Raw genomic sequence first — 24,823 nt, 5'->3', positions numbered from 1 at the left:
ATGACCCCGCTGCCTTTCGACGAAAGCACCCTTAAAATCCGCAAGATGTTCCCTACGCCACTGGTGAGTTGCAGGCTCCCGGAAGCCGAAGCCCTGAACGCCCGGTTGATGACCGCCATCTTTGAGGAAGAGGCCCGTTCCAGGGGAGTGCAGCACAGCAACCAGGGGGGCTGGCAATCGGACGCCGACTTCGCCACCTGGTCGGGCGAAGCTGGCGCCCAACTGCTCGCCTTTGCCCAAGACATGGCCCGCAGCCTCACGGCGGTGCATACCCAGGACAACGCGTTGGTGCATGCCACCTTTGACTGGCACTTCAACGCCTGGGCCAACATCAACCGGGCGGGCGACAGCAATGGGGTGCACGGCCATGCTGGTGCGTTCTGGTCCGCGGTGTACTGGGTAGACGACGGCGGCCGTGGCGAGGATCCCACGATCGGGGGCGACCTGGAATTCCTGGACCCACGGGGCCTGGTGGCGTCGGCCTACCGGCCTGAACTGCGCATGCGCATCGAAGAATGCGTGGCGGCCGGGTGCGCTACCACCGAAGCAGCCAGCAGTGGCACGCTGGTCATGTTCCCCTCCTGGCTGTTGCACAGTGTTCGGCCCTTCAAAGGTACCCGGCCGCGGGTGTCCATCGCGTTCAATTTCGGCCTTTAACCCCTCTCATATCCTCCTGCCTACCTGCTTAAACGCTGCCTTTTTTACAAGGCAGTAAGGCCGCCTGCGCGAGCGGAGTGAACCATTCAAAAATGTGAAAAAAAGTTCAAAATTTTGATAACAGTTTGCAATCGCTGCTGGTAGCATTTCCCGCCTGATATTCATTCCTATTGCCACGGAACGGCGTCCCCCGACCTGACTTGCTCCAGGAACACTTCCGATGGCCGTTCGTTTCCCGTCCCGCCCCACATTGCTCGCGCTGTGCTGTGCCCTGAGCGCTACCGCTCAAGCGGCTGACAACAGCGTTGACCTGGGCACCATTGCCGTCACCGCGCAGCAAGCTGAACAAAAAGACGCACTGCCCCCTGAGTTTCCTGGGGGTCAGGTGGCCCGTGGGGGCCAGTTGGGCCTGCTGGGCAACAAGGACCTCATGGACGTGCCGTTCACCCTGACCAGCTACACCGCCAAGCTGATCGAAGACCAGCAGGCCGAGGATGTGGGCGATGTGCTGATGAACGATGCGTCGGTACGCCAAGCGTATGGCTATGGCAACAACGCACAGCTGTTTGTGATTCGCGGGCTGACGCTGAACGCGGACGATATTTCCTATAACGGCCTGTACGGCGTATTGCCACGGCAAATCCTGTCCACGGACGCGCTGGAGCGTGTGGAGTTGTTCAAAGGCCCCAACTCGTTCCTCAACGGCGTATCGCCCACAGGTTCAGGCCTGGGCGGTGCCGTTAACTTGGTGTCCAAGCGCGCCGGTGATACCCCTCTGCGTCGCTACACTCAGGATATTTCCACAGACGGCCGCGTGGGCGAACACCTGGACCTGGGCCAACGCTTCGGCGAAGACAACCGCTTTGGCGCCCGTGTGAACCTCAGCCAGCGCGAGGGCGAAACGGCCGTCGACGATCAGGATCAGCGCAGCAAGCTGTTCGTGGCAGGGTTGGACTACCGCGGTGACCGCTTCCGGGTATCCACGGATTTCGGGTACCAGAAGCAGCGGATCAATCACACCCGCAACTCGGTGCAGTTGGGCAGTGGCTTGACGGGTATTCCCAGCGCGCCTGATGCCAGCAAGAACTATGGCCAGGACTGGAGCTTTACCGAAACCGAGGACACCTTTGCCATGCTGCGGGGTGAGTATGACCTTAATGACAACTGGACGGCCTACGTAGCCGGCGGCGGGAAGCACACGCGGGAGACTGGGTTCTATGGCACCCCCGTGCTCACCAATGCTACAAGCGGCGCGGCCACTATTGGGGGGTCAGATATCAACCATAACGAAGACAACGTCAGCCTGATGGCGGGGCTCAATGGCACCTTCCAGACAGGTCCGGTGAGCCATCAGGTTGCTATTGGCGCAGCGGATATCTGGACACGCCAGGAAAACGCCTTCGCGTTTTACGACGGTAACGGTGGCGCCACAAATCTGTATCACCCTGTGGCACTGGCCAAGCCTACCAATGCCTGGTTTACCGGCGGTGACCTTGGGGACCTGTCGGTCACGGGCAGAACCAACAACCGCAGCATCGCCCTCTCCGATACCCTTGGGTTCTTCGATGATACCCTCTTGTTCACGGCAGGTGTGCGACGCCAGGAAATGGTGGTCAAAGGGTATTCCTACGAAGGCGGAAGCTCACCAGACTATACCGGTGACCGGAACGCCACCTATGACAAAGCCATCACCACGCCGGTGTACGGTTTGGTGTACAAACCCTGGGACCGCGTTTCCTTCTACGCCAACCGTATCGAAGGCCTGGCACAAGGCCCTAGCGCACCTAGCACAGCCCTCAATTTCGGCGAAGTGTTCTCACCCGGCCGTACCAAGCAACTGGAAGCCGGCGTGAAATTCGATGGGGAAACCTACGGGGCCACCTTGGGTGTGTTCCGCATCGAGAAACCCACCGATGGCTACCTGGATGGCCTGATATATGTGGTCAAGGGTGACCAGGTTAACAAAGGTATCGAGCTGAACCTGTTCGGCGAACCTGTAGAAGGCCTGCGCCTGATGGCGGGCGCTACGCGGATATTCACCGAGATGCAGGATACGGGCGATGACACCACCGAAGGCAACAAGGCCGTGGGCGTGCCAACCTTCACCATGAACGCCACCGTGGACTGGGACGTGCCCGGCCTTGAAGGCGTGGCATTGAACGCCCGCATGCTGCGCACGGGCGGGCAATACGCCAATGCGACCAATACCCTGACGCTCCCCACCTGGAACCGCTTCGATGCCGGCGCCCGTTACAAATTCCGGGTGAGCCAGAAGGACATCACCCTGCGTGTGAACGTGGAGAACATCACTGATAAAAACTACTGGGCGTCGGCTTACGGCGGTTACCTGACCCAGGGCGAGCCGCGGTTGGTAAAGCTCTCCGGCACGGTGGATTTCTGATCTACCGCAGCCGTCAGACACCATCAACCCACCTTGCGCAGCGGAATATACGTGGAATTCTGCTGTTCAAGGGCGGCCTGGATCAGCGCGCCGGTTTCCTCCAGGCGTGCGATCAAGGCCTCATCCGGGGCCAGCAGCGACCAGGGCTGCTTACCCGCCGACGCGGCCAGGCCCAGTGCTTCTACCCGCTGCGCCGCTTGGGCGAAATGCCCCATGTCCGGCAGAAACGCTGCAAAGCCTTCCCCCTTCACCGCCATGGCATGAATACCCAGCACCTTGCAGATCGCCGCCTTGGCCGCGATGTCATCCCGGTCAGCCTGGCGGGAGCGTTCGATCAGTTGTTCCAGCTCGGTGGCCACGGGCTTGCCGCCATGGATCAGCACAGGCCCCTGCTCCCAAACCTGGGGTGGGCAATCCTTGTTTTCAGCACGCAGAGGAATGTGCGGGTTGATCTCAGCGGGGTAGATACGGCACACCAGCGGCCGACGGTCGTAGATACGGCACATCTGGTTCTCGTCCAGGTTACGGCAGGCCCCTACGTTAAAGGCTGCAAACGTAACGGCCACATGGGCATGGGTGCTGCCGCACGGCACGCGCAACGAACGCCGCTGGGCGTGTTGCAAGGCCGGGTCCAACGCCAGGCGCTCGTCTTCCAGAAAGCCTTCCGTCAGCACAATCACCTGCCCCCCATCCGCGGCCCATTGCACGGCTTCGCTCAGGGTGAGCGGAACATGATGGTCATTACAGCACTTGCCACAACCCACACAGGAAAACCGCATGCGCTACCTCAGCCGATGGGCCCACCGCTGGGAAATTGGCGAGTGGGCGAGACAGCAGGGACAGGAGCAGGATATGTGCCAATTGATACAAAGGGCTAAACCCTGACAGTAGCGTTCACAGTGGTCGCCACAACCTCACGTCGGAAAACGAGTGCCATACCTGTGCCATCTCCGCTTCGCCTGTGTCTATCCCACAGCCTACAAGGAGGAACCGCCTGCCATGGACAACCCATTGACCGCGCTAGACTCGTCGTCCCGCGACCGCACCATCGCCATCAATTCCTACACCACCGTGCTGCGCCATCCCAAAGTGCCCTACGCCCTGTTCGCTGATTACTGGCGCGATGTGCATGGCCCACTGTGCTCACGGATTCCGGGGTTGGGCTGGTATGTGCAATACCACTTCGCCCGCGAGCATGACGCGCACCTGTGGCCCCAGGTGGAGGGTATTGCGCCCTTGCCGGGGTACGTGCTGGATGGCGCGGTGGAAATCGGCTTCGGCGGTGCCGCTGACCAGCAGCGCTTCAAAGCCGCCAGCTCGTTACTGTTCGCAGACGAACAGAATGTGTTCGAAGAAACCCTGTGCTACGACCTGCCCCAGGGCTCTACCACCTATGTTGATTACCTGGCAGACCCCTGCCCGAACGACACCTACCCGTTGGACCGCGTGCATGTGCATTTCCATGGGGAGGCGGGCGAGAGCGATGCTTTCCACGCGTTCCTGAGCGAACAGTTGGCACCCGCCATCGCCGGTGACCCCGCCATTATCAAGTTGCGCCTGCACTTGCCCTCCCCTTATGACAACGCCCACCCCAGCCCACCGGCGCCGGGTGTGAAGCATGAAGCCCCTGCCGCACGGCTGCACCTGGCCATGCTGGAACTGGTGTTCGAGTCCGCGTTGGCACGGCGGCAGTTCTTCAACTCGGCGGCGTTTCGCCAGGCCACCCGAGGGTTGGCCAAGCATGCGCGCTACGTGACGCCCTTCTCTGTCAGCGGTGTCTTTACCTATGTACGAAACGGCGAACTGACCCTTGCCGGCCGGCGCGGGAGCCGTTCGGCTCAATTGATCTACCAATTAGGGGCCATCAACCAGATCGCCCCCGAGGTGCTGGAGTTGTTTTGACGCCTTTGGCCTACAGCAGCAGCAATAACGAGGCCCCATACACCACAGCGCCCACCAGGAAGGTGGCGAAGGTAAAGCCCAGTACGCGCTGCACGCCTACGCCGGCCATGGCAACTACCGGCGCTGCCCAGAAGGGCTGCAGCATGTTGGATACCTGTTCACCCATGGCCACTGCCATGGTGGTGCCCGGCAGGGATGCGTGCAGGGTCACGGCGGCGGGAATCACGAACGGCCCTTGCACTGCCCAGTGGCCACCGCCGCTGGGGATGAGGAAAGTCACCACCAACGAGCAGACATAGCTCCAGAACGGCAACGTGTGCGCGTTGGAAATCGCCACAAAGGCATGGGCGATCACACCTGGCAAACCCGTCGCCTCCATGATGCCCATCAACCCGCCGTACAAAGGGTACTGAAGCATCATGGAGCCGCTTTGACGGGCTGCATTCTTGACCGCATTGGCATAGGCCAGAGGGTAGCGGTGCAGCACGATACCTGCGGTGAACATCACCAGAATCACGGCATTGACGCCCGCAAACGGCACCTGCCCCAGGTAGGCGAATACCATCACCAGCACCCCGACAGCGCCCATTAGGGCGCTGCCTAGCCATGAATACTCCAACCGTTGCGCGAACGTCCAAGGCCCTTGCGGCACGCTGTCTAGAATAGGGTCTGGGTGTTTGGCAATGTCCAATGCGATCACGCTGTCCCCACGGGGGCGCAGCACGGCCAGCACCACAGGAATCACAAGCACCATCACCAGGTTGGGCACTAGGTTGAATGGCGCAAACACCATCCCGCCCAGGCCCAATACCTGGCCTGTCACCTTCTCCACCACGTTCATGGGGCTACCGGCCGTGCTCTGGGCCAGCACAATGGAGCTGGACAACCCGCCGGCCCACACCACCCACCCAGAAAAGCCGGCGGCCACGATCCAGGCGAAATCCACGTGCATGCGTTTGGCGATCTCACGGGCCAGTAGCGCACTCATCACCAGCCCAAACCCCCAATTGAAAAAGGACGTGACCGCTACGCTCACGAAAATCAGCGCTCCGGCCTGAGCCGGAGTGCGCGCCAGGCGGATCAGCCGGGTAAACAGCCGCTGGATGACCGGTGCGTGGGCCAGCGCGTGCCCCAATACCAGCACGAGGGTGATTTGTAGTGCAAAGGTGAAGATGGAGAAGAAGCCTTTGTACCACCCTGACACGATGTTAGCCGCGGTCGCCTGTGGCCCCCAGATGGCAGCGCCGACAGCAATCAGGAAGGTAAGAAACACGGCCAGCACAAAGGGGTCGGGAATGGTGCGCTCGAACACCCGAATGGTGGTGTCGGTCAAGCGGGTACGCAGGCTGCGGGGAGCTGTCGCATGGGAGGTCATTGTGCCGCCCTCCCTAGCAAACGGCGCAGCATCAGGTAAAACGCCAAGAGCGTTGTCATGGTGGGCATCCTGTTGTGATTGTTATGGACGGTGGTACTGGGTTAGCGCGTTTCTGGAGCGGCGCTCGCTACTGCAGCGCGCCGCTGGCTCGTAACTGGCTGATCTGCACAGGGCTGAAGCCGTGTGCGAGTAATACCTGGTCGGAGTTCTGCCCCAGGGTGGGCGCTGCGAACGGTGCAGGGCCAGGCGTGCGGCCAAAGCGGATTGGCCCGGCAAAGCCCCGGTAATGCCCCACCTGTGGATGGTGGTAGTCCGCGATCAACGCTTCGGCCTGGCATTGCGGATGGTCGAACATGGCGTCGATAGGGCGAGCAGCCGCGCACGGTACATCGTCACCAAAGGCTGCTTCCCATTCCAACGCAGTGCGGGCCTGCAAGGCCGCGTGCAAGCGTGGCACGATTTCTGCCTGGTGCTGGGCACGCTTACGCACACTGTCATAGCGCTCGTTGAGCAAGGCCTGCAACCCCGTGTGCTCGCACAGCGCCTGCCAGAAGCGCGGGGTGTTGGCGGACAGGTACAGGTGGCCTTCGCGGGTGGGATGAATGCCTGTGATCCCTCCCGAACGCATGTCGCGGTCCACGTCCGCTGGTTCGCCTTCGGCCCACACCAACCGGGCCGACTGCATCGCCAGGGCGCTGCGTAGCAAAGACACGCCCACGTACTGCCCTTCACCGGTAGTTTCTCGTTCGAACAAGGCCGATGCCACGCTGCCTGCCACCAAGGCGGCCGCGTAGTAATCCACCACCGAGCCGTACAACACCTCGGGTGGCCCACCCGGTTTGGCCTGTGCGGCGCACATGCCGGTCAAGGTCTGCAGCACCTGGTCGTAGCCAGCCTTGTCTTTCAGCGGCCCGGTTTCGCCATAGCCGGTCACTGCGCAGTAGATCAGCCGAGGGTTAAGGGCTTTGAGCTGCTCGTAGCCAATGCCAAGCCGGCCAGGCACGCTCGGCCGGAAGTTATGCACCAGCACATCGGCATCACACACCAGCCGGTACAAGGCCTGGAGGCCTTCGGGGCGCTTGAGGTCAAGCACCATGCCCAGCTTGCTACGGTTCACCCCCAGAAACGCACGGCCTTCAGCAGCCAAGGTAGAGGGGTATTTACGCAGGTTATCACCGGCAGGCGGCTCGACCTTGATGACCTCGGCCCCCTGGTCAGCCAGTAAAGCGCACCCATAAGGCCCTGCGATATACGCGCTCAGGTCCAGTACCCGTACACCGGTCAGCGGCCCGCGCGGCCCTTCGGGAAACAGACGGGCCGAGGGGGTTTGGGGCTCATTCATGAAAGGTCTCCACAGGCTTTCTTGTTGGACGGGGTCGACCTACTGAGGCGCGTCACCCGTTATGGAGAACAGTCTGCGTGGCGGCAGAGCGGATTAAAAATAGTTTTCAATGGGTTCAGAGTGAAATAAAAACGAGGTCTCAACCGGTGGACTCGGTGGCGTATAGCACGTCGCAAAACACATTGATCAGTTTGATCTTGGCCGAATTACGCTTCCACAGCAGGCCAATGGGCCGATGCAGGCCTGCGCCCGGTAGCGCCAGTTGCGCCATGGCGCCCAAGTCAACGTGCAGGGGCTGCCAGCGTGGCACCATGGACACACCCAACCCACCTGCCACCATGGCAGCGATGGCATCCAGCGAGTCGATCTCGAACCGCTCCTTCGGTGCAATGCCTGCTTCGAGCAAGTACCGGTCCGCTAGCAGGCCGCCCCAGGAACGGCGGTGGTAGCGAATGAACGGTTCGGTGGCCAGCACCTGATGGGCGTCGTGCCCGGCCAGGTGCGCGGGCACCAGCACCATGAACGGCTCGTTCTGCAAGGGCCGCCAGCTGAACTCCTTGGGCACCTCGAATGCGGGGCGCACCATCAACCCCACGTCAATGTCCCCAGCGACCACCTTTCGGTACAGCTCAGTGGACACCGCCGGCTCCAAGTGCGTGTGCAAGTGCTTGTAACGGCCAATCAAGGTCGACAGCACCCGTGGCACCACATACGCCAAGGCTGTGGAAATACAGCCGACACGCAGGTCCCCGGCGATCACATCCAAAGCCGCAATGGCACTCAGTTCCTGGGTTCTGCGGACCAGTTCAGTGGCAGGGCCGATCAACGCCAGGCCTGCCGCAGTGGCCTGCATGTTACGGCCGGCGCGGGTCAGCAAGGGCGTGCCGATTTCGTGCTCAAGGGCTTTGATGCGCTGGGCCACTGCCGTAGGCGTGAGGTTGAGTGCGCGGGCGGCAGCAGCGGTTGAACCCAGCCGAGCCACGTGAAGAAAACTGTCAAGGTAGCGGGTGTCCACAGTGAACCCTTTTTGGACTTTGAACGAAGTAATACGCACTTTAGTTATGTTCCTGCGGTTTGCACTATAGGGCCTGCCGATCAGCCGGCGCAGCAGCTTCATAACAAGCACCCCATAACAAGAACCGAGGACCGACCATGCGCAGCAAACTTTTCGTGCCCGCGTCCCGCCCGGAGCTCTTTGCCAAAGCCGTGGCCTCCCAGGCCGATGCCGTCAGCTTTGATTTGGAAGATGCCGTGGCACCCAGTGCCAAGGACAGGGCGCGCGATCAGCTTGTCGCGTTTCTCACCACGTTGGCACCCAGTATGGTGCCCGATACGGCGCCCGGTACGGCGACCGGTACTAAAACGCTGGTCGTTCGTGTGAACGGCCTGGCATCCCCTCATTTCCACAAGGACCTGGCTGCCGTGGTCGGCACGGGCATACACCAGGTGAACCTGCCAAAGGTAGAGTCGCCCGAACAGGTTCAGGCCCTGGCCCGCCAATTAGAGGTGTTGGAAGCGCAGCACGGGGTGACCCTGCCCTTGGGCATTCTGGCGACCATCGAGTCCCCCCTAGGGTTGCGCAATGCTGCCGCTATCGCAGCGGCCAGCCCCCGTATCACCGGCTTGCAACTAGGGCTGGCCGACTTGCTGGAGCCGCTGGGCATCGACCGCACTAATGCGTGGACCCTTCACCACCTGCGCCTCACCCTGCGGTTGGCGGCCGGGGAAGCCGGGGTTGCCGCCTATGACTCCGCCTTTGCCCGCGTAGACGCCCCCCATGCGTTTCTGGAAGAAGCCCAGGCGGCGCGGCAACTGGGCTATGCGGGCAAGTCTTGTATTCATCCTTCCCAGATCGACCTGGCAAACCAGGCCTTCGCCCCAGACGCCCAGCAGATCGCTCGGGCATTACGGGTGGTGGCCGCTGCCCAGGCCGCTGAGGCCTCTGGCACCGGTGCTTACCTGGTGGATGGCCAGATGGTCGACGCCCCCTTTGTTCGCAGTGCCCAGGCCACGCTGGCACAGGCCCGACACGCCGGGCTGCTGCCAGCGACCTGACGAGCGCCTACGCTCGCGGCCACCCTGCCACTGGGGAACCCTTACCGTCTTCATCATCACAACAATAAGAGGTGGTTATGCGCAACGTCGCGCCCTTCCCCACGCCCACATCCCCTTCACCGGCTGCCCCAGCGGCCTTCTGGCTGAGCGTACGCATCGGCTTTATACCCTTGATCATTTATATCCCGCTGGCCTTGCTGATCGCGGGCCTGATGCTGACCGGGCAACTGAAAGCCGACTTGCCGATCATGGTGGCAGTCATCGGCATGGGCGGCGCTACCTGTGCCGAAATCGGCAAGCGCCTTCCGCTGCTCGGCAGGATGGGTGGGGCCGCAATCGTGTCGGCGTTCCTGCCCTCCTACCTGGTCAGCCTGGGTTGGGTAAACGCGGACTTGGTGAAAACGGTGACCGACTTCACCAAGGCCAGTAATTTCATCTACCTGTTCGTGTCTGCCGTGGTAGTGGGCAGTATCTTCACCATGGACCGCGACCTGATCATCAAAGGGTTCGCCAAAATCTTTCTGCCGCTGGCGGTGGGCTCAGTCCTGGCACTGGCAGCGGGTGCGGCGGTTGGGGTGGCCTGTGGCATGCCCCTGCGGCAGGTGCTGTTCTTTGTCATCATTCCAGTGATGGGTGGCGGCCTGGGTGAAGGCGCCATTCCACTGTCTGTAGGGTACGGGGAGATCATGGGCGTGGAGTCAGGGCGCATTCTGGCGCAGTTGCTGCCGGTGATTCTGCTAGGCAACCTCTGCGCCATCCTGTTCTGCGGTTTGCTGGACCTGATCGGCAAACGCTACCCGCAGCTGACCGGCAATGGCCGTTTGCAACCCAGTGACACCACACAGCCCAGCCAGCCCTCTCCCGCCGCTGCCGCTGCACCGGACACCGGCGAGGTGATCAACAATGTGATCGCCGCAGGTATGTGCGCCATGGCGCTCTACCTGGCCGGCGTGCTGATGCATGCCTTGTTTGGCCTGCCTGGCCCCGTGTGCATGCTGCTTCTGGCCGTAGCGCTGAAGCTGGCCAATGCCATTCCCGCACGCCTGGAAAGCGGCGCCCGCACCCTGTTCACGTTCTTCACCACAGCGGTGACCTACCCGTTGCTGTTTGCCAACTCCATCGCCGTGACCCACTGGCATGAATTGAGCTCGGCATTCCATGTGGGCAACCTGCTGACCATTATCACTACGGTGGGCGTACTGGTGCTGACGGGCTGCGTAATGGCCCGCAAACTGGGGATGTACCCGGTTGAAGTCGGGATCGTGAACAGTTGCCACAGTGGCCTGGGCGGCACGGGGGACATTGCCATCCTGACAGCGGCCAACCGTATGCAGCTGCTGCCCTTTGCACAGATTTCCACACGCATCGGGGGCGCCATTACGGTGATGCTAGCGTTGCTGTTGTTCTCTCAATTGCCACCGGCCTGACGGGGAGCCTACCCATGACCGTTTCCCATGTGCCCCATTCCAACACTACCCAGCGCCCTGTACCGCCGTTGCCGCCCAGGGCCTGTGACGCGCACCTGCATATCCTCGACAGCCGGTTCCCGGCGGCCAACCCTGACGCGGTTACACCGGAGGGCATGACCTGGGCCGACTACGGGCACGTGCAGCGGCACCTGGGCTGCCAACGTGCTGTCATTGTCCAAGCCAAGCATTACGGCTTTGACAACCGTTGCCTGTTGGACGCCTTGGCACGTAGCCAAGGCCAGGCCCGCGGCGTGGCTGTGGTAGCCAGCGATGTGAGCGAAGCCGCGCTGGAGCAGCTTCACCACGGTGGTGTTCGGGGGGTACGGTTCAGTGTGTGGAACAGCCACGACGCCATTGCCACCTGGGACACCCTGGCGCCGTTGGCAGAGCGCATCGCACGCCTAGGCTGGCATGTGCAGTTGCATGCCACGGCCGACCAGTTGGTCACGCACGCTGCGTTGATAGAAGGGCTGCCTACCCCTGTGGTAATCGACCACATGGGCCGCCTGCCACCTGATCAGGGCCTGGCCCACCACGCTGCACAATTGCTGCGCCGCTGGCTGGCGCGGGGCACCACCTGGATCAAGCTGTCCGGCGCCTACCTGAACAGCACCCACGGCGGCCCCGACTACCCGCCGACGGTGCTTACCGCACAGCAGCTGGTGCATTGGGCACCTGAGCGGCTGTTCTGGGGCAGCGACTGGCCCCACGTCACCGAACACCACAAGCCTGACGATGCCCACCTGGCCAACCTGCTCAGCGTGTGGGCGGGTGACCACTGGCAGGCAATCTTGGTCGACAACCCCGGGCGGTTCTACGGCTTCGATGATTGAGTGCCACCTCCCTCCCTATAGACTTCGAGCGTGCCTATGCCCTACTTGATCAACCGACGGCGGCTGCTGGGCGGCCTGAGCAGCCTGGCACTGATGCCAACCTTGGCCTGGGCCGATGACAGGAAGCCCACCCCAGTGGGGGACACGGACCCCTCCCTGGCACAACAACTGGCCCGGTACACCACTTCGCTTACCTACAACGACCTGCCTCCCGCTATCGTCGAGCGGGTCAAGGCCCAGGTGATCGATGCCTTGGGCTGTGCCATTGCCGCCCTGAAGGCGCCAGACGTGCTGAAAGTACGCCAAGTCGCTCAGGCCTTGAGCGAGGGTGTGTCCACACTGATCGGCACTGACCGCAAAACCAGCATGGACCTGGCCTCGTTTGCCAACGGTGCAGCCGTACGCTATTTCGACCTGAACGATACCTACGCTGGCAAGGAAGTCGGGCACCCCAGTGACAACATCACCCCTTGCCTGGCGGTGGCAGAAGCGCAGCACTGCTCGGGCCAGGCCTTGATCCTGGCCATTGCCCTGGCGTATGAACTCGATTGCCGCCTGCTCGACGCCGTGCAGATCAGCACGCGGGGCTGGGACCACCCCAATTACAGCCTGCCCGCAGCGGCCCTGGCGGCAGGCAAATTGATGAACCTGTCGCCCGAACAGCTGGAGCAAGCGGTTAACCTGTCCCTGGCGGGGCACCTGGCCGTGAATCAGACGCGGCTGCAGGTGCTGTCCAACTGGAAGGGCCTGGCGGATGCGGAAGCGGGCCGCAATGCCATTTTTGCTGCCCAGTTAGCTAAAGCAGGGCTGACCGGCCCTGCCCCGGCCTTTGAAGGAAACGCCGGGTTCTTCAAGCAGGTGTCTGGGTCCTTCACGCTGGACACGCGCCAGTTCGGTGGGCAGGGCGGCACCTTCAAGATCGCCGAGTGCCAAGTCAAGCCCTTCCCGGCTCAGGCCTTGTTGCAGACGGCGATCGCGGCTGCTATCAAGGTCGGCAAGGCGGTGCCCGATACCGGCCAGGTAGCTTCCATCCTGATCGCCACGTCCCACGCCGGGCTGCAGTACTCGGCCGAATCCCCCGAAAAATTCGCGCCTACCACGCGGGAAACGGCGGACCACAGCCTGCCCTACAGTGTAGTTCGGGCCATGCTGGATCAAGGGATAACCCATGCCAGCTATGCCGATAGCGCACTGAAGGACCCGCGCCTGGTGGCGCTGCTGAAAACGGTGAAGGTGGAGGAAGATGAAACGTTGACCCGCCTGTCGCCACAACGCCTGCCCAACCGGGTCACGGTTACGTTGAAAGACGGTCGCGTGATCACCGAACAGGTCAATGACTTGCCGGGGTTTGGTGGAAAGCCGCTAGACCGGCAAGGTACCGAAGAAAAATTCCTTCGCATCACCCAGGGCCTATGGCCTGAGCAGCAGGCCCGGGCGTTCCTGGAGGTGGCGTGGGCGCTGGACCAGCAGCAGGATTTGGGTGAGTTGTTCCGGCGCCTAGTGCTGTCTTAACCCTTTGTTGAGTGCAATAAAAAAGGCGAACCCGTTAAGGTTCGCCTTCTTTAATAGCTTCAAGGGCGTTCAGTGACCCTTGAAGCAAATATGGCGCAGCGGACGGGACTCGAACCCGCGACCCCCGGCGTGACAGGCCGGTATTCTAACCGACTGAACTACCGCTGCGCGATACACTGAGCGAGTGGTGGGTGATGACGGGATCGAACCGCCGACCCTCTGCTTGTAAGGCAGATGCTCTCCCGGCTGAGCTAATCACCCTCTGTCTCTCGGTGTGGGGCGCATTCTACGGACGGCTTTCCCTACTGGCAAGCGTTTTTTTAAAAAAATTTTTCAAGGGTTCCAAAGACTTAGACTGCCCTTGGCCTGACCGCCAACACAGAGAATAATGCGCGCCTTGTGCATTAACAGAGACACCTGCTCATGTGGTTCAAAAACCTGCTTGTCTACCGCCTTACTCAGGATGTGCCTTTCGACGCCGAGGTGCTGGAAGCCGCACTGGCCAGCAAGCCGGCGCGCGCCTGCGCCAGCCAGGAACTGGCGACCTATGGGTTTGTGGCGCCCTTTGGCAAAGGTGAAGACGCACCGCTGGTGCATGCCAGCCAGGATTTCCTCCTGATAGCTGCCCGCAAGGAAGAGCGCATTCTGCCCGGAAGCGTGGTGCGCGATGCCGTTCAGGAAAAGATCGAGGAGATCGAGGCCGAGCAAATGCGCAAGGTCTATAAAAAGGAGCGTGACCAGATCAAGGACGAGATTATCCAGGCCTTCCTGCCGCGTGCCTTCATCCGCCGCTCCAGCACCTTTGCGGCCATCGCGCCCAAGCAGGGCCTGATTCTGGTGAACTCGGCCAGCGCCAAGCGCGCCGAAGACCTGCTTTCTACCCTGCGCGAAGTGATGGGCTCGCTGCCGGTTCGCCCGCTGTCCGTGAAAATCGCCCCTACCGCCACCATGACCGATTGGGTAAAAGGCCAGCAGGCTGCCCAGGACTTCTTCGTGCTGGATGAATGCGAACTGCGCGACACTGCCGAAGACGGTGGCATCGTGCGTTGCAAGCGCCAGGACCTCACCGGCGATGAAATCCAGCTGCACCTGAACACCGGCAAGCAGGTCACGCAACTGGCCCTGGCCTGGCAGGACAAGCTGTCCTTCGTGCTGGACGACAAAATGGTGGTCAAGCGCCTGAAGTTCGAAGAGCTGCTGCAGGACCAGGCCGAGGAAGACGGCGGCGAAGAGGCGCTGGGCCAGTTGGACGCCAGCTTTACCCTGATGATGCTCACCTTTGGTGAATTCCTGCCGGCACTGTTCGAAGCCCTGGGCGGCGAAGACATGCCACAAGGCATCTGACCACTACTATAAGAAGGAACGCCCCATGCGCGCCCTGGCCACCCTCAGCCGCTTCGTAGGAAATACCTTTGCCCTGTGGGTGCTGGTCTTTGCCCTGCTGGCCTTCCTGCAACCCCAGTGGTTCATCAGCTTGAAGGTGGCCATCGTGCCCTTGCTGGGGCTGGTGATGTTCGGCATGGGGCTTACCCTCAAGCTGGACGACTTCGCCGAGGTGTTCCGCCACCCCTGGCGAGTCGGCCTGGGCGTGGTGGCGCATTTCGTGATCATGCCGGGCGTGGCCTGGGTGCTCTGCCAACTGTTTCACCTGCCACCGGAAATCGCGGTAGGTGTGATTCTGGTGGGCTGCTGCCCGAGTGGCACCTCTTCCAACGTGATGACCTGGCTGGCCAAGGGCGACCTGGCGCTGTCCGTAGCAATCGCGGCGGTCACTACCCTCCTCGCCCCGCTGCTCACGCCCACGCTCATCTGGCTGCTGGCGTCGGCCTGGATGCCCGTCAGTTTCTGGGACATGTTCTGGTCCATTCTGCAATTAGTAATGCTGCCCATCGTTTTGGGCGTGGTTGCCCAGCGGCTGCTGGGCAAGGCGGTAGCCGTGGCGGTGGAAGTACTGCCGCTGGTGTCGGTGGTCAGCATTGTGATGATCGTTTGCGCGGTGGTGGCTGCCAGCCAGGCGAAGATCGCCGAATCCGGCTTGCTGATCATGGCGGTGGTGATGCTGCACAACGGCTTTGGTTACCTGCTCGGCTATTTCACTGGCCGGCTGTGCGGGTTGCCCTTTGCCCAGCGCAAGTCGTTGGCGCTGGAAGTGGGCATGCAGAACTCCGGGCTAGGCGCTGCACTGGCCGCCGCTCATATTTCCCCTATCGCCGCAGTGCCCAGCGCACTGTTCAGCGTATGGCACAACATCTCCGGGGCGCTGCTTTCTACCTATTTCAGGCGGATGAAAGAATAGTGTGCCCCCTGTGGGCGCTGACAGAGCCTGCGAACGGACTGTAAACCCCAGTTCATTCGCTGGCTGTCGCCAGCTCCCACAGGGTTTGTGCCGTTGGGGAACCACCTCATCCTACTGATCCTTGTCATTTCATGCCCCTTGCCCCTGCCTTAATATCGGGGTACGTGAGCTTGAGAAAACAACAATGAGTAGCGACAACGCCACCTTGATCATCAAAAACCTGACCTTGCGCCTGCCAGACGGCAGGCCATTGTTCTCAGGGCTTAACGCGACGTTTTCCAGGCAGTTCACCGGCATCGTCGGGCCCAACGGCAGCGGCAAATCGATGCTGGCGCAGATCATGGCAGGGCGCCTGGCGGCGAGCGAAGGCAGTGTGCAATGCACCGGCACGGTCGGTTATCTGCCGCAATGGCTCGGGCCCATCAGCGGTACTGTTGCCGACTTGCTTGGCGTACGGGATGTTTTGCAGGCCTTGGCTGAGGTTGAAGCAGGCGCCTGCGACCCTGCACTGTTCGACCTGATCAACGACCGCTGGAGCTTGCCGGGTGATATCCATGCCTGCCTGACGCGCCTCGGTCTGGCTCATCTTCCCCTCGATCGCCCGAGCGAAGCCTTGAGTGGAGGCGAGACGGTGCGCCTGATGCTTGCCGGCCTGCAGCTTGGCGGCGCGCGGGTAGTGATACTCGATGAGCCCACCAATCACCTGGATCGCCAGGCACGCGAGCAGTTGAGCACAGCGCTGTGCCACGGTAAGGAAACCCGGATTGTCATCTCCCATGACCGGGCGCTGCTGGAACACGCCGATCGCATTCTTGAGCTTCGCGGCGACGCGCTGGTTCACTACAGTGGTGGCTATAGCCACTATCGAGCGCAACGCCAGGCCGAGCAAGACAACGCTCAGGCCGCACTGGTCAGGGCGCGGGCAGCACGGGACAGCGTCGAGCAGCGGATCACCCTGGCCCGTCAGCGCGAGGTGCAAAGTGCCAGCCATGGCCGCAAGGTGGCGCGTGCTACCGGTACCCCCGCCATCGTCGCCAATGCGCGGGCAGAGCGCGCCGAGCAACACAGCGGCCATCAGCGCATCCAGCAGGCGCGCCTGAGTGAGATGGCGCGAGAGCGACTTGACCAGGCCAGGGCGGAGGTGGAGCCGGTACGCCCAAGCCACCTGATCGCCCCGCCCGGCCTGATCGCTAATGCTACACAGGTGGTTACGCTCGAACACTGCGAACTCCCCTACGGCCCGCCCGACAACCGCTTTATTGATCTCACCCTGCACGGCCCGGTGCGGGTTGGCGTGATCGGGCCAAACGGCTGCGGAAAATCCACGCTGCTGAAGGTGATGGCTGGGCAACTGGCGCCCGCCAGCGGCGTCGCGCGGCCTGTCTTGCGCACCCACCTGATCGACCAACATGCTCAAACCTTCGATCCCGAGCACAGTATCGAGCAGGTGCTGCGCCATGAGCTGGGCACCGCCGAAGAAGGCCGCTTTCGTCAAGCCTTCGCCAACGCCGGGCTCGACGCTCGGCAAATGGCCACGCCCTTCGGTCGGCTCAGCGGTGGCGAACGCCTGCGCGCCTCACTCGCCTGGCTGGCGGGCGGCCCAGAACAGACACAACTGTTGCTGCTCGACGAAGTGAACAATCACCTCGATATCGCGGCCCTGGAAGCGGTTGAGCAATTGCTTGGCCAGTTCAAGGGCGCGCTGATTGTGAGTGCTCACGACCCTGATTTTCTGCAGGCTTTGGGGTTGACGCATCAGTTGACCTGGCAGCCCAAGGGGTGGCGGTACGAACCGTGGGGCGGTGCAGGATGAGTCAGCCCGAATAGAGGCGTTCCCACTCGCTGACTACTGTCAGCTCCCACAAAAGCAACACCCCGCCCACCCCTACTGCGCTTCCCCTCTCAACCCCTGCACCTTTTCACGCAACTGCCGTGGCGTGCACGCCCCTGCACCCAGGGGCGGGCCGGCCACTACGGCGACCCGTGACCAGAACCGGCGGAAGAAGCCTTTATGGGGGGCGCGGCTGAAGAAGCTGCCCCACAGGCCTTTCAATGCCATGGGGATCACAGGCACTGCCGTTTGGCCAAGAATGGTGGTGGTGCCGCTTTTGAACGTGTCCACTTCGCCAGTGGTGGTCAACTTGCCTTCGGGGAAGACGCACACCAGTTCGCCTTCGGCCAGGTAGCCGGCGATGTCCCTGAACGCCCGTTCGTAGATCTGCAGGTCTTCGGAGCGGCCAGCGATGGGGATGGCGCCTACGGTGCGGAAGAAGAAATTGAGCACTGGCAGGTTGTAGATGCGGTAATACATCACGAACCGCACTGGCCGCCGTACGGCACCGGCAATCAGCAGTGCGTCCACGAAGGACACGTGGTTGCACACCAGCAACGCGGCGCCTTCGTCGGGGATATGGTCCAGGCCCTCGTGGCGTACCCGGTACATGGAATGGCTAAGCAGCCATATCAGGAAGCGGACGCTGAATTCGGGCACGATCTTGAAGATATAGGCGTTCACCGCGATGTTCATGAGCGACACCACCAGGAACAGCTGGGGAATGCTCAAGCCCGCCCCGCTCAGCAGCCCCACCGCCACAACGGCCGACACCACCATAAACAGCGCGTTGAGGATGTTGTTGGCTGCGATCACCTGAGCACGCTGGTATTCAGGGGTGCGCGCCTGGATCAACGCATACAGCGGCACAATATAGAAGCCGCCGAACACGCCCAGGCCCAGAATGTCCACCAGCACCGGCCACACCGGCCCTATGCCTAGCAACTGCAGCCAGGTATACCCGGCACCCGCTTCCGGCGCCGGCACATTGCCTGAGTGCCACCACCACAGCAGGCCAAACAGAGTGAGCCCGAACGAGCCAAAGGGCACCAAGCCGATTTCTACCTGGCGGCCCGACAAGCGCTCGCACAGCACAGAGCCCAAGGCGATGCCCACGGAGAACACGGTAAGCACCAAGGTGACGGCGGTTTCATCCCCGTGCAGCCACGCCTTGGCGTAGGTGGGTATCTGCGTGAGGTAGATCGCCCCTACAAACCAGAACCACGAATTGCCCAGTAATGAGCGGGACACGGCCGGCGTCTGCCCCAGCCCTAGCCGCAAGGTGCGCCAGGTTTGCACCGGCACGTTCCAGTTGATGGCCATGCCGGGCGCCGACGCCGGAGCGGCGGGGATCGCGCGGCTGGCCACATACCCCAGCGCGGCCACAACCACGATGGCCACGGCCACCCCCGGCGCGTATACCTGCTGGGCCATCAGCACGCCTGCAGTGATGGTCCCGCCCAGGATGGCCAGGAAGGTGCCCATCTCCACCAGGCCGTTGCCACCCAGCAACTCGCGGGGGCTGAGGGCCTGGGGCAGCAGGGAATATTTAACCGGCCCGAACAGCGCCGAGTGGGTGCCCATGGCAAACAGGGCCACTAGCAGCATGGGCAACTGGCTGTAAAAGAAGCCGACTGCACCCACCCCCATGATCAAGATTTCTGCCAGCTTGATGGCCCGGATCAGCCGGTCCTTGGCAAAGCGCTCGCCTATCTGCCCTGCCAGTGCCGAAAACAGGAAGAACGGCAGAATGAAGAGCAGCGCGCACAGGTTGATCCAGAACGTGCGGTCCCCTTCCATGCTCAGCTTGTAGAGAATGGCCAGAATCAGCGATTGCTTGAACACGTTGTCATTGAACGCACCCAACGCCTGGGTGATGAAAAACGGCAAAAAGCGCCGGGTGCGCAGCAGCTGCAACTGTGAACTCATCGTCCTTGGCCCTTGTGGTCGACTGGCAGTGAGAAATTGGAACGCCCCAGGGAGAAAAAAGCCACACCGTTGCCGAGGATAGACCATGGTCTTGCCTGACTAACGGCCAGCGCCGTGCCAGACTGCTGCCCTGCTCGTCTGTTCCTGTGCCGGAGCCTCAATGTCGCTTTCCAGTGGGCTGATTGCCGCCGTTGCCCTGGCCTACATGGCCGTGATGTTTGCCATTGCCTATTGGGGGGACCGCCGCCAGACCTCCCTGCCCCCGCGCCTGCGGGCCTGGGTATACAGCCTGTCCCTGGCGGTGTACTGCACCAGCTGGACCTTCTTCGGTGCCGTGGGCCAGGCGGCCGAACAGCTATGGGCCTTTCTGCCGATCTACCTGGGCCCGGCCGTGCTGTTGCTGGCCGCGCCCCGGGTGCTGCAAAAGATGGTGCTGATCAGCAAGCAGGAAAACATCACGTCTATCGCCGACTTTATTGCGGCACGCTATGGCAAGTCCCAGGCCTTGGCCATCGTGGTCGCGCTGATCTGCCTGATCGGGATGCTGCCCTACATTGCGTTGCAGCTTAAAGGCATCGTGCTGGGGGTGAACCTGTTGATTGGTGCCAGCGCGGATGCCACCGGGGGGCGTGCCCAGGACACCGCCATGGTGGTGTCCCTGGTGCTTGCACTGTTTACCATCGTGTTCGGCACACGCAGCCTGGACGTGACGGAACACCACCGGGGCATGGTGCTGGCCATCGCCTTCGAGGCCCTGGTCAAGTTGTTCGCCTTTCTGGCCGTGGGCGCTTTTATCACCTACCACCTGTATGACGGTTTTGGCGACCTGCTCATGCGAGCTAAACAAGCCCCGGCCCTGGACAGCTACTGGAGCGAAACCATCAACTGGCCGTCCATGGTAGTGCAGACCGGGGTCGCGATGATGGCCATGATCTGCTTGCCGCGGCAATTCCAGGTCACTGTGGTAGAGAATATCCAGCCACGGGACCTGCGCCTGGCCCGCTGGGTGTTTCCCGGCTACCTGTTGCTGGCGGCGCTGTTCGTGGTGCCCATTGCCCTGGCCGGCCAGATGTTGCTGCCCGGCACCGTATTGCGCGATTCCTTTGTCATTAGCCTGCCCTTGGCCGAAGCCCACCCTGCCCTGGCGTTGCTGGCCTTTCTGGGCGGCGCCTCGGCAGCCACCGGCATGGTGATCGTAGAAAGCGTGGCGCTGTCGACCATGGTGTCCAACGATATTCTGCTGCCTTGGTTGCTGCGACGGCAGCGCACCGAGCGGCCGTTCGAAGCCTTCCGCCACTGGATGCTGTCTGTACGCCGGGTGAGCATTCTGGTGATCCTGCTGCTGGCCTACGTGAGCTACCGGCTACTCGGTTCCAACGCCAGCCTGGCGACCATCGGGCAAATCGCCTTTGCCGCTGTGGCCCAGCTCACGCCTGCCATGGTGGGCGCGCTCTACTGGAAGCAGGCCAACCGCCGTGGCGTGTTTGCCGGCCTGGCGGCTGGCAGCTTCCTTTGGTTCTACGCGCTGGTGCTGCCCATCGCGGCCCACAGCCTGGGGTGGCCCCTGGACGTGTTCCCCGCCTTGAGCTGGCTGCATGGCAACCCGCTGCACCTGCCGATTTCACCCCTTACCCAAGGGGTGGTGCTGTCCTTGGCGGGCAACTTCATCTTGTTCGTGTGGGTGTCGGTACTGTCCCGCACACGGGTGTCCGAGCACTGGCAGGCCGGGCGTTTCGTTGGCCACCAGCAGGACCTAAGGCCCAACGCCAAGGGCCTGCTGGCGGTTCAGCTTGATGACCTGCTCAAGCTGGCTAGCCGGTTCGTGGGCGAGGACCGCGCGCAGCAGAGCTTCAGCCACTTTGCCTACCGCCAAGGCAAAGGGTTCAACCCCACCCAGACCGCCGACCCTGAGTGGATTGCCCACACCGAGCGGTTGCTGGCCGGCACCCTGGGCACCTCCTCCAGCCGTGCGGTGGTAAAAGCGGCCATCGAAGGCCGGGACATGCAGCTCGAAGACGTGGTGCGGATTGCCGACGAAGCGTCTGAGGTGCTCCAGTTCAACCGCGCCCTGCTGCAAGGCGCCATCGAAAACATTACCCAAGGCATCAGCGTGGTGGACCAGCACCTGCGGCTGGTGGCCTGGAACCGTCGCTACCTGGAGCTGTTCAACTACCCCGAGGACCTGATCGCCGTGGGCCGCCCCATTGCTGACATCATTCGGTTCAATGCCGAGCGCGGCTTCTGCGGGCCAGGCGAGGCTGAGGTCCACGTGGCGCGCCGCCTGCACCACATGCGCCAAGGGCGCGCCCACACTTCCGAGCGCGTGTTTCCCACGGGCCAGGTGATCGAACTGATCGGCAACCCCATGCCCGGCGGTGGGTTTGTAATGAGCTTTACAGACATCACGGCGTACCGTGAGGCTGAACGTGGGCTCAAGGACGCCAACGAACGCCTGGAGCTGCGCGTAGCCGAACGCACCGGCGAGCTGTCCGCCCTCAATCACGCCCTCACCGCCGCCAAGGCCCATGCAGAGACTGCCAACACCTCCAAAAGCCGCTTTCTTGCAGCCGTAGGCCATGACCTGATGCAACCCATGAACGCTGCCCGGTTGTTCTGTGCGGCATTGGGGCACCACAGCGAGGACCTGTCCGATGAAGCCGCGACACTGGTCCGGCACATGGACAGCGCCCTGCGCTCAGCCGAGGACCTGATCAGCGACCTGCTGGACATCTCACGCCTGGAAAACGGCCGGGTGACCCTTGACCGTCGGCCGTTTGCCCTGGACGAGTTATATGGCGCACTGGGTACGGAGTTTGCTGCCCTGGCCCACGAACAAGGCCTGGATTTCCGGGTACGCGCCAGCCACCTGCGCGTAGACAGCGACATCAAGCTGCTAAGGCGGGTGCTCCAGAACTTCCTGACCAATGCGTTCCGCTACGCCAAGGGGCCGGTGCTGCTAGGTGTTCGACGCGAGGGTGCGCAGCTTCGCTTAGAGGTTTGGGACAAAGGCCCTGGTATCGCTGCAGACAAGCTGGGCATTATTTTCGAGGAATTCAAACGCCTGGACAGCCACCAAACCCGCGCCGAAAAAGGCCTAGGCCTTGGGTTGGCGATTGCCGACGGGCTGTGCCGGTTGCTGGGCCACCCGCTGAACGTCCGCTCCTGGCCGGGACAGGGCAGTGTGTTCAGCGTTACAGTGCCCTTGGCCAAAGCAGCCGTGGTTCAGGTGGTGGCGAAACCAGTAGGCACATCCCCGTTGAGTGGGTTGCGGGTGCTGTGCGTGGACAACGAGGCCAGCATCCTGGCGGGCATGACCAGCTTGCTGAGCCGCTGGGGGTGCACCGTGTGGACCGCCGCCGACCGCGATGGCTGCGAACGCTTGCTGGCTGAAGGCGTGCGGCCCAACCTGGCGCTGGTGGACTACCACCTGGACGGGGGCGACACCGGGCCTGCACTGGCCGCGTGGCTCCGCACGCAGCTGGGCGCCCCGATCCCGGGTATTGTGATTAGCGCCGACGGCCGACAGGAGACCATCGCCCATGTGCATGCAGCAGGCCTGGACTACCTGCCCAAGCCGTTGAAACCCGCGGCGCTTCGAGCCTTACTGAATCGGTACTTGAGCAGCCGACACCTGACGGGGGGCTGAGTCAGCTTCTACGGGGCCGGTAGCGGCCTCGTCCACATTGCTGAAAGCACGGTCGAGCAAGTCGCCCGGCAGGCTTTTGCTGGCCCTGGCACCCAGCAGCTTGAGCTGTTCACTGCGGCTGACGAGGTTGCCGCGCCCATCGGTGAGTTTGTTGCGTGCGCTGGCATAGGCCTTGTCCAGTTGCTGCAGGCGGTTGCCTACCTCGTCCAGGTCCTGGATAAACAGCACGAACTTGTCGTACAGCCACCCCGCGCGCTCGGCAATTTCCCGCGCATTCTGGCTCTGACGTTCCTGTTTCCACAGGCTGTCTACCACCTTGAGCGTGGCCAGCAAGGTAGTAGGGCTGACCACCACGATCTGTTTGTCGAAGGCTTCCTGGAACAAGCCAGGGTCGTATTGAAGAGCCGCCGAAAACGCGGCCTCGATCGGCACGAACAGCAACACGAAGTCCAGGCTGTGCAGCCCTTCCAGGCGGCTGTAGTCCTTGCCGGAAAGCCCCTTGATATGGGAGCGCAAGCTATGCACGTGCTGCTTGAGGGCCGCCTGGGCCACATCGGTTTCAGCCGCGCCTATGTACTGCTGCCAGGCTGTAAGGCTGACCTTGGCGTCTACCACCACCTGCTTGTCGCCAGGCAGCGTGACCAGCACGTCCGGCTGGAAACGTTCACCGTCGGCGCTTTTGAGGTTGACCTGGGTACGGTATTCACGCCCTTTCTGAAGGCCGGCGTGTTCAAGCACCCGCTCAAGCACCAGTTCGCCCCAGTTGCCCTGGGTCTTCTGGCCTTTAAGGGCCTGGGTCAGGTTAGTAGCCTCGTCACTGAGCTTGAGGTTGAGCTGTTGCAGGCGCTCCAGTTCTTTGCCCAATGAGAACCGCTCACGCGCCTCATTGCTATAGCTGTCTTCAACACGCTTTTCGAACGCCTGAATGCGATCCCGCAGCGGATCGAGCAATTGGCCGAGCCGCTGCTGGCTAGTTTCGGCGAAGCGTTGCTCGCGCTCTTCGAAAATCTTGCCGGCCAGCTCTGCAAACTGTGCCCGCAGTTCGTCACGAGCGTTTTGCATGTCTTGCAACCGCTGGGCGTGCCCCTCCTGCTGCTCGCGCAGTTCAGCGCTCAGGCCCGCACAGCGAGCCTCCAGCTGGCGAAGTTCGGCTTCGCGCTGAGCGCGCTCATGCACCCAGGCGTGGGCCGCATCGCGGCTGTTGTCCACCTCCATGCGCAACAGCTCCAGCTCCCGAGCTGCCGCCGACAGGTCTGCCCTGGCTGCGCCTTGCTGCTGAACCAAGGTGGCCACTTCCCTACCCTGGGCCTCCAACCGCTGTTCCAGTATCTGCTCGCTGGCTTGAGCAGCCCGCAAGCGCTCCTCCAGCACCGGTATGTCGCTACGGCTAGCGGACGCCAGCCGGTAAAAGTGCCAGGCCAGGCCCAGGCCAGGCAGCGCGCCCAGCAAAGCGGTGAACAATAAGCGTAACGCGTCATCAGGCATTATGGGTTCCGGTCAGCAGGCTCGCCTGCCAGCGAGCATTGGCGTGTGTTGCAGCTGGGCATTATGCCGAAAAAATTGGACACCGTTTCT

17 protein-coding genes and 2 tRNA genes are annotated in these 24,823 nt (G+C 62.3%); 11 read left to right on the top strand and 8 right to left on the bottom strand.

The features are described from left to right. Together HBH25_RS10035 and HBH25_RS10030 are read left to right on the top strand one after the other, a co-directional pair. On the top strand, positions 1-657 hold the full coding sequence (locus HBH25_RS10035; protein ID WP_168083767.1) for a putative 2OG-Fe(II) oxygenase: 657 nt from the start codon (positions 1-3) through the stop codon (positions 655-657). Positions 658-877: 220 nt separating this feature from the next. Next, positions 878-3,058 carry a TonB-dependent receptor gene (locus HBH25_RS10030; RefSeq protein ID WP_168083766.1) on the top strand — a complete coding sequence of 727 codons (2,181 nt, stop codon included), beginning with the start codon at positions 878-880 and terminating at the stop codon, positions 3,056-3,058. Positions 3,059-3,081: 23 nt separating this feature from the next. Here HBH25_RS10030 and HBH25_RS10025 read toward each other — a convergent pair whose 3' ends face one another. Further along, positions 3,082-3,837 (bottom strand): YkgJ family cysteine cluster protein, encoded by a 756-nt coding sequence (locus tag HBH25_RS10025; protein ID WP_168083765.1) that lies wholly within the window; start codon positions 3,835-3,837, stop codon positions 3,082-3,084. Positions 3,838-4,057: 220 nt separating this feature from the next. Between HBH25_RS10025 and HBH25_RS10020 the strand changes: the two genes are divergently transcribed. Further along, positions 4,058-4,960, top strand: coding sequence for an EthD domain-containing protein (locus HBH25_RS10020; RefSeq protein ID WP_168083764.1), 903 nt, complete (start codon positions 4,058-4,060; stop codon positions 4,958-4,960). A gap of 10 nt (positions 4,961-4,970) precedes the next feature. Here the strand turns inward: HBH25_RS10020 and HBH25_RS10015 are convergent, their stop codons facing one another. The 3 genes from HBH25_RS10015 to HBH25_RS10005 form a co-directional block, all read right to left on the bottom strand. Further along, positions 4,971-6,335 carry a TIGR00366 family protein gene (locus HBH25_RS10015; protein WP_168083763.1) on the bottom strand — a complete coding sequence of 455 codons (1,365 nt, stop codon included), beginning with the start codon at positions 6,333-6,335 and terminating at the stop codon, positions 4,971-4,973. Between the two features lie 127 nt (positions 6,336-6,462). After that, complete coding sequence (locus HBH25_RS10010) at positions 6,463-7,677, bottom strand: CaiB/BaiF CoA transferase family protein (RefSeq protein WP_168083762.1); 1,215 nt, start codon at positions 7,675-7,677, stop codon at positions 6,463-6,465. A 139-nt stretch (positions 7,678-7,816) separates the two neighbouring features. After that, entirely contained in the window at positions 7,817-8,731 is a 915-nt protein-coding gene (locus tag HBH25_RS10005; protein WP_178088915.1) for a LysR family transcriptional regulator, read from the bottom strand. Between the two features lie 98 nt (positions 8,732-8,829). Here HBH25_RS10005 and HBH25_RS10000 point away from each other — a divergent pair, with 98 nt between their 5' ends. The 4 genes from HBH25_RS10000 (at position 8,830) to HBH25_RS09985 (ending at position 13,546) form a co-directional block, all read left to right on the top strand. Further along, complete coding sequence (locus HBH25_RS10000) at positions 8,830-9,732, top strand: HpcH/HpaI aldolase/citrate lyase family protein (RefSeq protein ID WP_168083761.1); 903 nt, start codon at positions 8,830-8,832, stop codon at positions 9,730-9,732. A gap of 77 nt (positions 9,733-9,809) precedes the next feature. Continuing rightward, positions 9,810-11,159 carry a 2-hydroxycarboxylate transporter family protein gene (locus HBH25_RS09995; RefSeq protein WP_168083760.1) on the top strand — a complete coding sequence of 450 codons (1,350 nt, stop codon included), beginning with the start codon at positions 9,810-9,812 and terminating at the stop codon, positions 11,157-11,159. A gap of 14 nt (positions 11,160-11,173) precedes the next feature. After that, the gene (locus HBH25_RS09990; RefSeq protein WP_168083759.1) at positions 11,174-12,034 is read left to right on the top strand and encodes an amidohydrolase family protein; all 861 of its coding nucleotides are present in this window, start codon (positions 11,174-11,176) and stop codon (positions 12,032-12,034) included. Between the two features lie 36 nt (positions 12,035-12,070). Beyond that, positions 12,071-13,546: an MmgE/PrpD family protein gene (locus HBH25_RS09985; protein ID WP_229631870.1), complete on the top strand. Its 1,476-nt coding sequence runs from the start codon at positions 12,071-12,073 to the stop codon at positions 13,544-13,546. A gap of 91 nt (positions 13,547-13,637) precedes the next feature. On the opposite strand, the gene HBH25_RS09980 is transcribed toward HBH25_RS09985, so the two are convergent. Beyond that, positions 13,638-13,714 (bottom strand) — tRNA-Asp (locus HBH25_RS09980). Positions 13,715-13,731: 17 nt separating this feature from the next. Continuing rightward, positions 13,732-13,807, bottom strand: a tRNA-Val gene (locus HBH25_RS09975). A gap of 162 nt (positions 13,808-13,969) precedes the next feature. Here HBH25_RS09975 and rdgC point away from each other — a divergent pair. From rdgC to HBH25_RS09960, 3 genes are all read left to right on the top strand, one after another. After that, positions 13,970-14,890: a recombination-associated protein RdgC gene (gene rdgC / locus HBH25_RS09970; protein WP_168083758.1), complete on the top strand. Its 921-nt coding sequence runs from the start codon at positions 13,970-13,972 to the stop codon at positions 14,888-14,890. 25 nt (positions 14,891-14,915) lie between these two features. Further along, positions 14,916-15,842, top strand: a complete 927-nt coding sequence (locus HBH25_RS09965) for a bile acid:sodium symporter family protein (protein WP_168083757.1) — start codon at positions 14,916-14,918, stop codon at positions 15,840-15,842. 184 nt (positions 15,843-16,026) lie between these two features. Further along, positions 16,027-17,655 carry an ATP-binding cassette domain-containing protein gene (locus tag HBH25_RS09960; protein WP_168083756.1) on the top strand — a complete coding sequence of 543 codons (1,629 nt, stop codon included), beginning with the start codon at positions 16,027-16,029 and terminating at the stop codon, positions 17,653-17,655. Between the two features lie 72 nt (positions 17,656-17,727). Here HBH25_RS09960 and HBH25_RS09955 read toward each other — a convergent pair whose 3' ends face one another. Then, positions 17,728-19,602, bottom strand: a complete 1,875-nt coding sequence (locus HBH25_RS09955) for an MFS transporter (RefSeq protein WP_168083755.1) — start codon at positions 19,600-19,602, stop codon at positions 17,728-17,730. A 160-nt stretch (positions 19,603-19,762) separates the two neighbouring features. On the opposite strand from HBH25_RS09955, the gene HBH25_RS09950 reads away from it, so the two are divergent. Then, positions 19,763-23,248 (top strand): PAS domain-containing hybrid sensor histidine kinase/response regulator, encoded by a 3,486-nt coding sequence (locus HBH25_RS09950; RefSeq protein WP_168083754.1) that lies wholly within the window; start codon positions 19,763-19,765, stop codon positions 23,246-23,248. Here HBH25_RS09950 and HBH25_RS09945 read toward each other — a convergent pair. Continuing rightward, positions 23,204-24,733 carry a DNA recombination protein RmuC gene (locus HBH25_RS09945; RefSeq protein ID WP_168083753.1) on the bottom strand — a complete coding sequence of 510 codons (1,530 nt, stop codon included), beginning with the start codon at positions 24,731-24,733 and terminating at the stop codon, positions 23,204-23,206. The two genes, HBH25_RS09950 and HBH25_RS09945, sit on opposite strands and share 45 nt — an antisense overlap. Positions 24,734-24,823: the final 90 nt, after the last annotated feature.

This window comes from Pseudomonas quercus, assembly GCF_012033695.1.
Lineage (GTDB): Bacteria > Pseudomonadota > Gammaproteobacteria > Pseudomonadales > Pseudomonadaceae > Aquipseudomonas > Aquipseudomonas quercus.
The sequence above is the reverse complement of the archived record's forward strand: the minus strand, read 5'-3'. Positions and strand labels throughout refer to the sequence as shown.

What these genes read in the sequence shown, in the direction of transcription:
- HBH25_RS10035 (WP_168083767.1), top strand. Translation starts at nt 1, where the DNA reads ATGACCCCGCTGCCTTTCGACGAAAGCACCCTTAAAATCCGCAAGATG.
- HBH25_RS10030 (WP_168083766.1), top strand. Translation starts at nt 878, where the DNA reads ATGGCCGTTCGTTTCCCGTCCCGCCCCACATTGCTCGCGCTGTGCTGT.
- HBH25_RS10025 (WP_168083765.1), bottom strand. Translation starts at nt 3,837, where the DNA reads ATGCGGTTTTCCTGTGTGGGTTGTGGCAAGTGCTGTAATGACCATCAT.
- HBH25_RS10020 (WP_168083764.1), top strand. Translation starts at nt 4,058, where the DNA reads ATGGACAACCCATTGACCGCGCTAGACTCGTCGTCCCGCGACCGCACC.
- HBH25_RS10015 (WP_168083763.1), bottom strand. Translation starts at nt 6,335, where the DNA reads ATGACCTCCCATGCGACAGCTCCCCGCAGCCTGCGTACCCGCTTGACC.
- HBH25_RS10010 (WP_168083762.1), bottom strand. Translation starts at nt 7,677, where the DNA reads ATGAATGAGCCCCAAACCCCCTCGGCCCGTCTGTTTCCCGAAGGGCCG.
- HBH25_RS10000 (WP_168083761.1), top strand. Translation starts at nt 8,830, where the DNA reads ATGCGCAGCAAACTTTTCGTGCCCGCGTCCCGCCCGGAGCTCTTTGCC.
- HBH25_RS09995 (WP_168083760.1), top strand. Translation starts at nt 9,810, where the DNA reads ATGCGCAACGTCGCGCCCTTCCCCACGCCCACATCCCCTTCACCGGCT.
- HBH25_RS09990 (WP_168083759.1), top strand. Translation starts at nt 11,174, where the DNA reads ATGACCGTTTCCCATGTGCCCCATTCCAACACTACCCAGCGCCCTGTA.
- HBH25_RS09985 (WP_229631870.1), top strand. Translation starts at nt 12,071, where the DNA reads ATGCCCTACTTGATCAACCGACGGCGGCTGCTGGGCGGCCTGAGCAGC.
- rdgC (WP_168083758.1), top strand. Translation starts at nt 13,970, where the DNA reads ATGTGGTTCAAAAACCTGCTTGTCTACCGCCTTACTCAGGATGTGCCT.
- HBH25_RS09965 (WP_168083757.1), top strand. Translation starts at nt 14,916, where the DNA reads ATGCGCGCCCTGGCCACCCTCAGCCGCTTCGTAGGAAATACCTTTGCC.
- HBH25_RS09960 (WP_168083756.1), top strand. Translation starts at nt 16,027, where the DNA reads ATGAGTAGCGACAACGCCACCTTGATCATCAAAAACCTGACCTTGCGC.
- HBH25_RS09955 (WP_168083755.1), bottom strand. Translation starts at nt 19,602, where the DNA reads ATGAGTTCACAGTTGCAGCTGCTGCGCACCCGGCGCTTTTTGCCGTTT.
- HBH25_RS09950 (WP_168083754.1), top strand. Translation starts at nt 19,763, where the DNA reads ATGTCGCTTTCCAGTGGGCTGATTGCCGCCGTTGCCCTGGCCTACATG.
- HBH25_RS09945 (WP_168083753.1), bottom strand. Translation starts at nt 24,733, where the DNA reads ATGCCTGATGACGCGTTACGCTTATTGTTCACCGCTTTGCTGGGCGCG.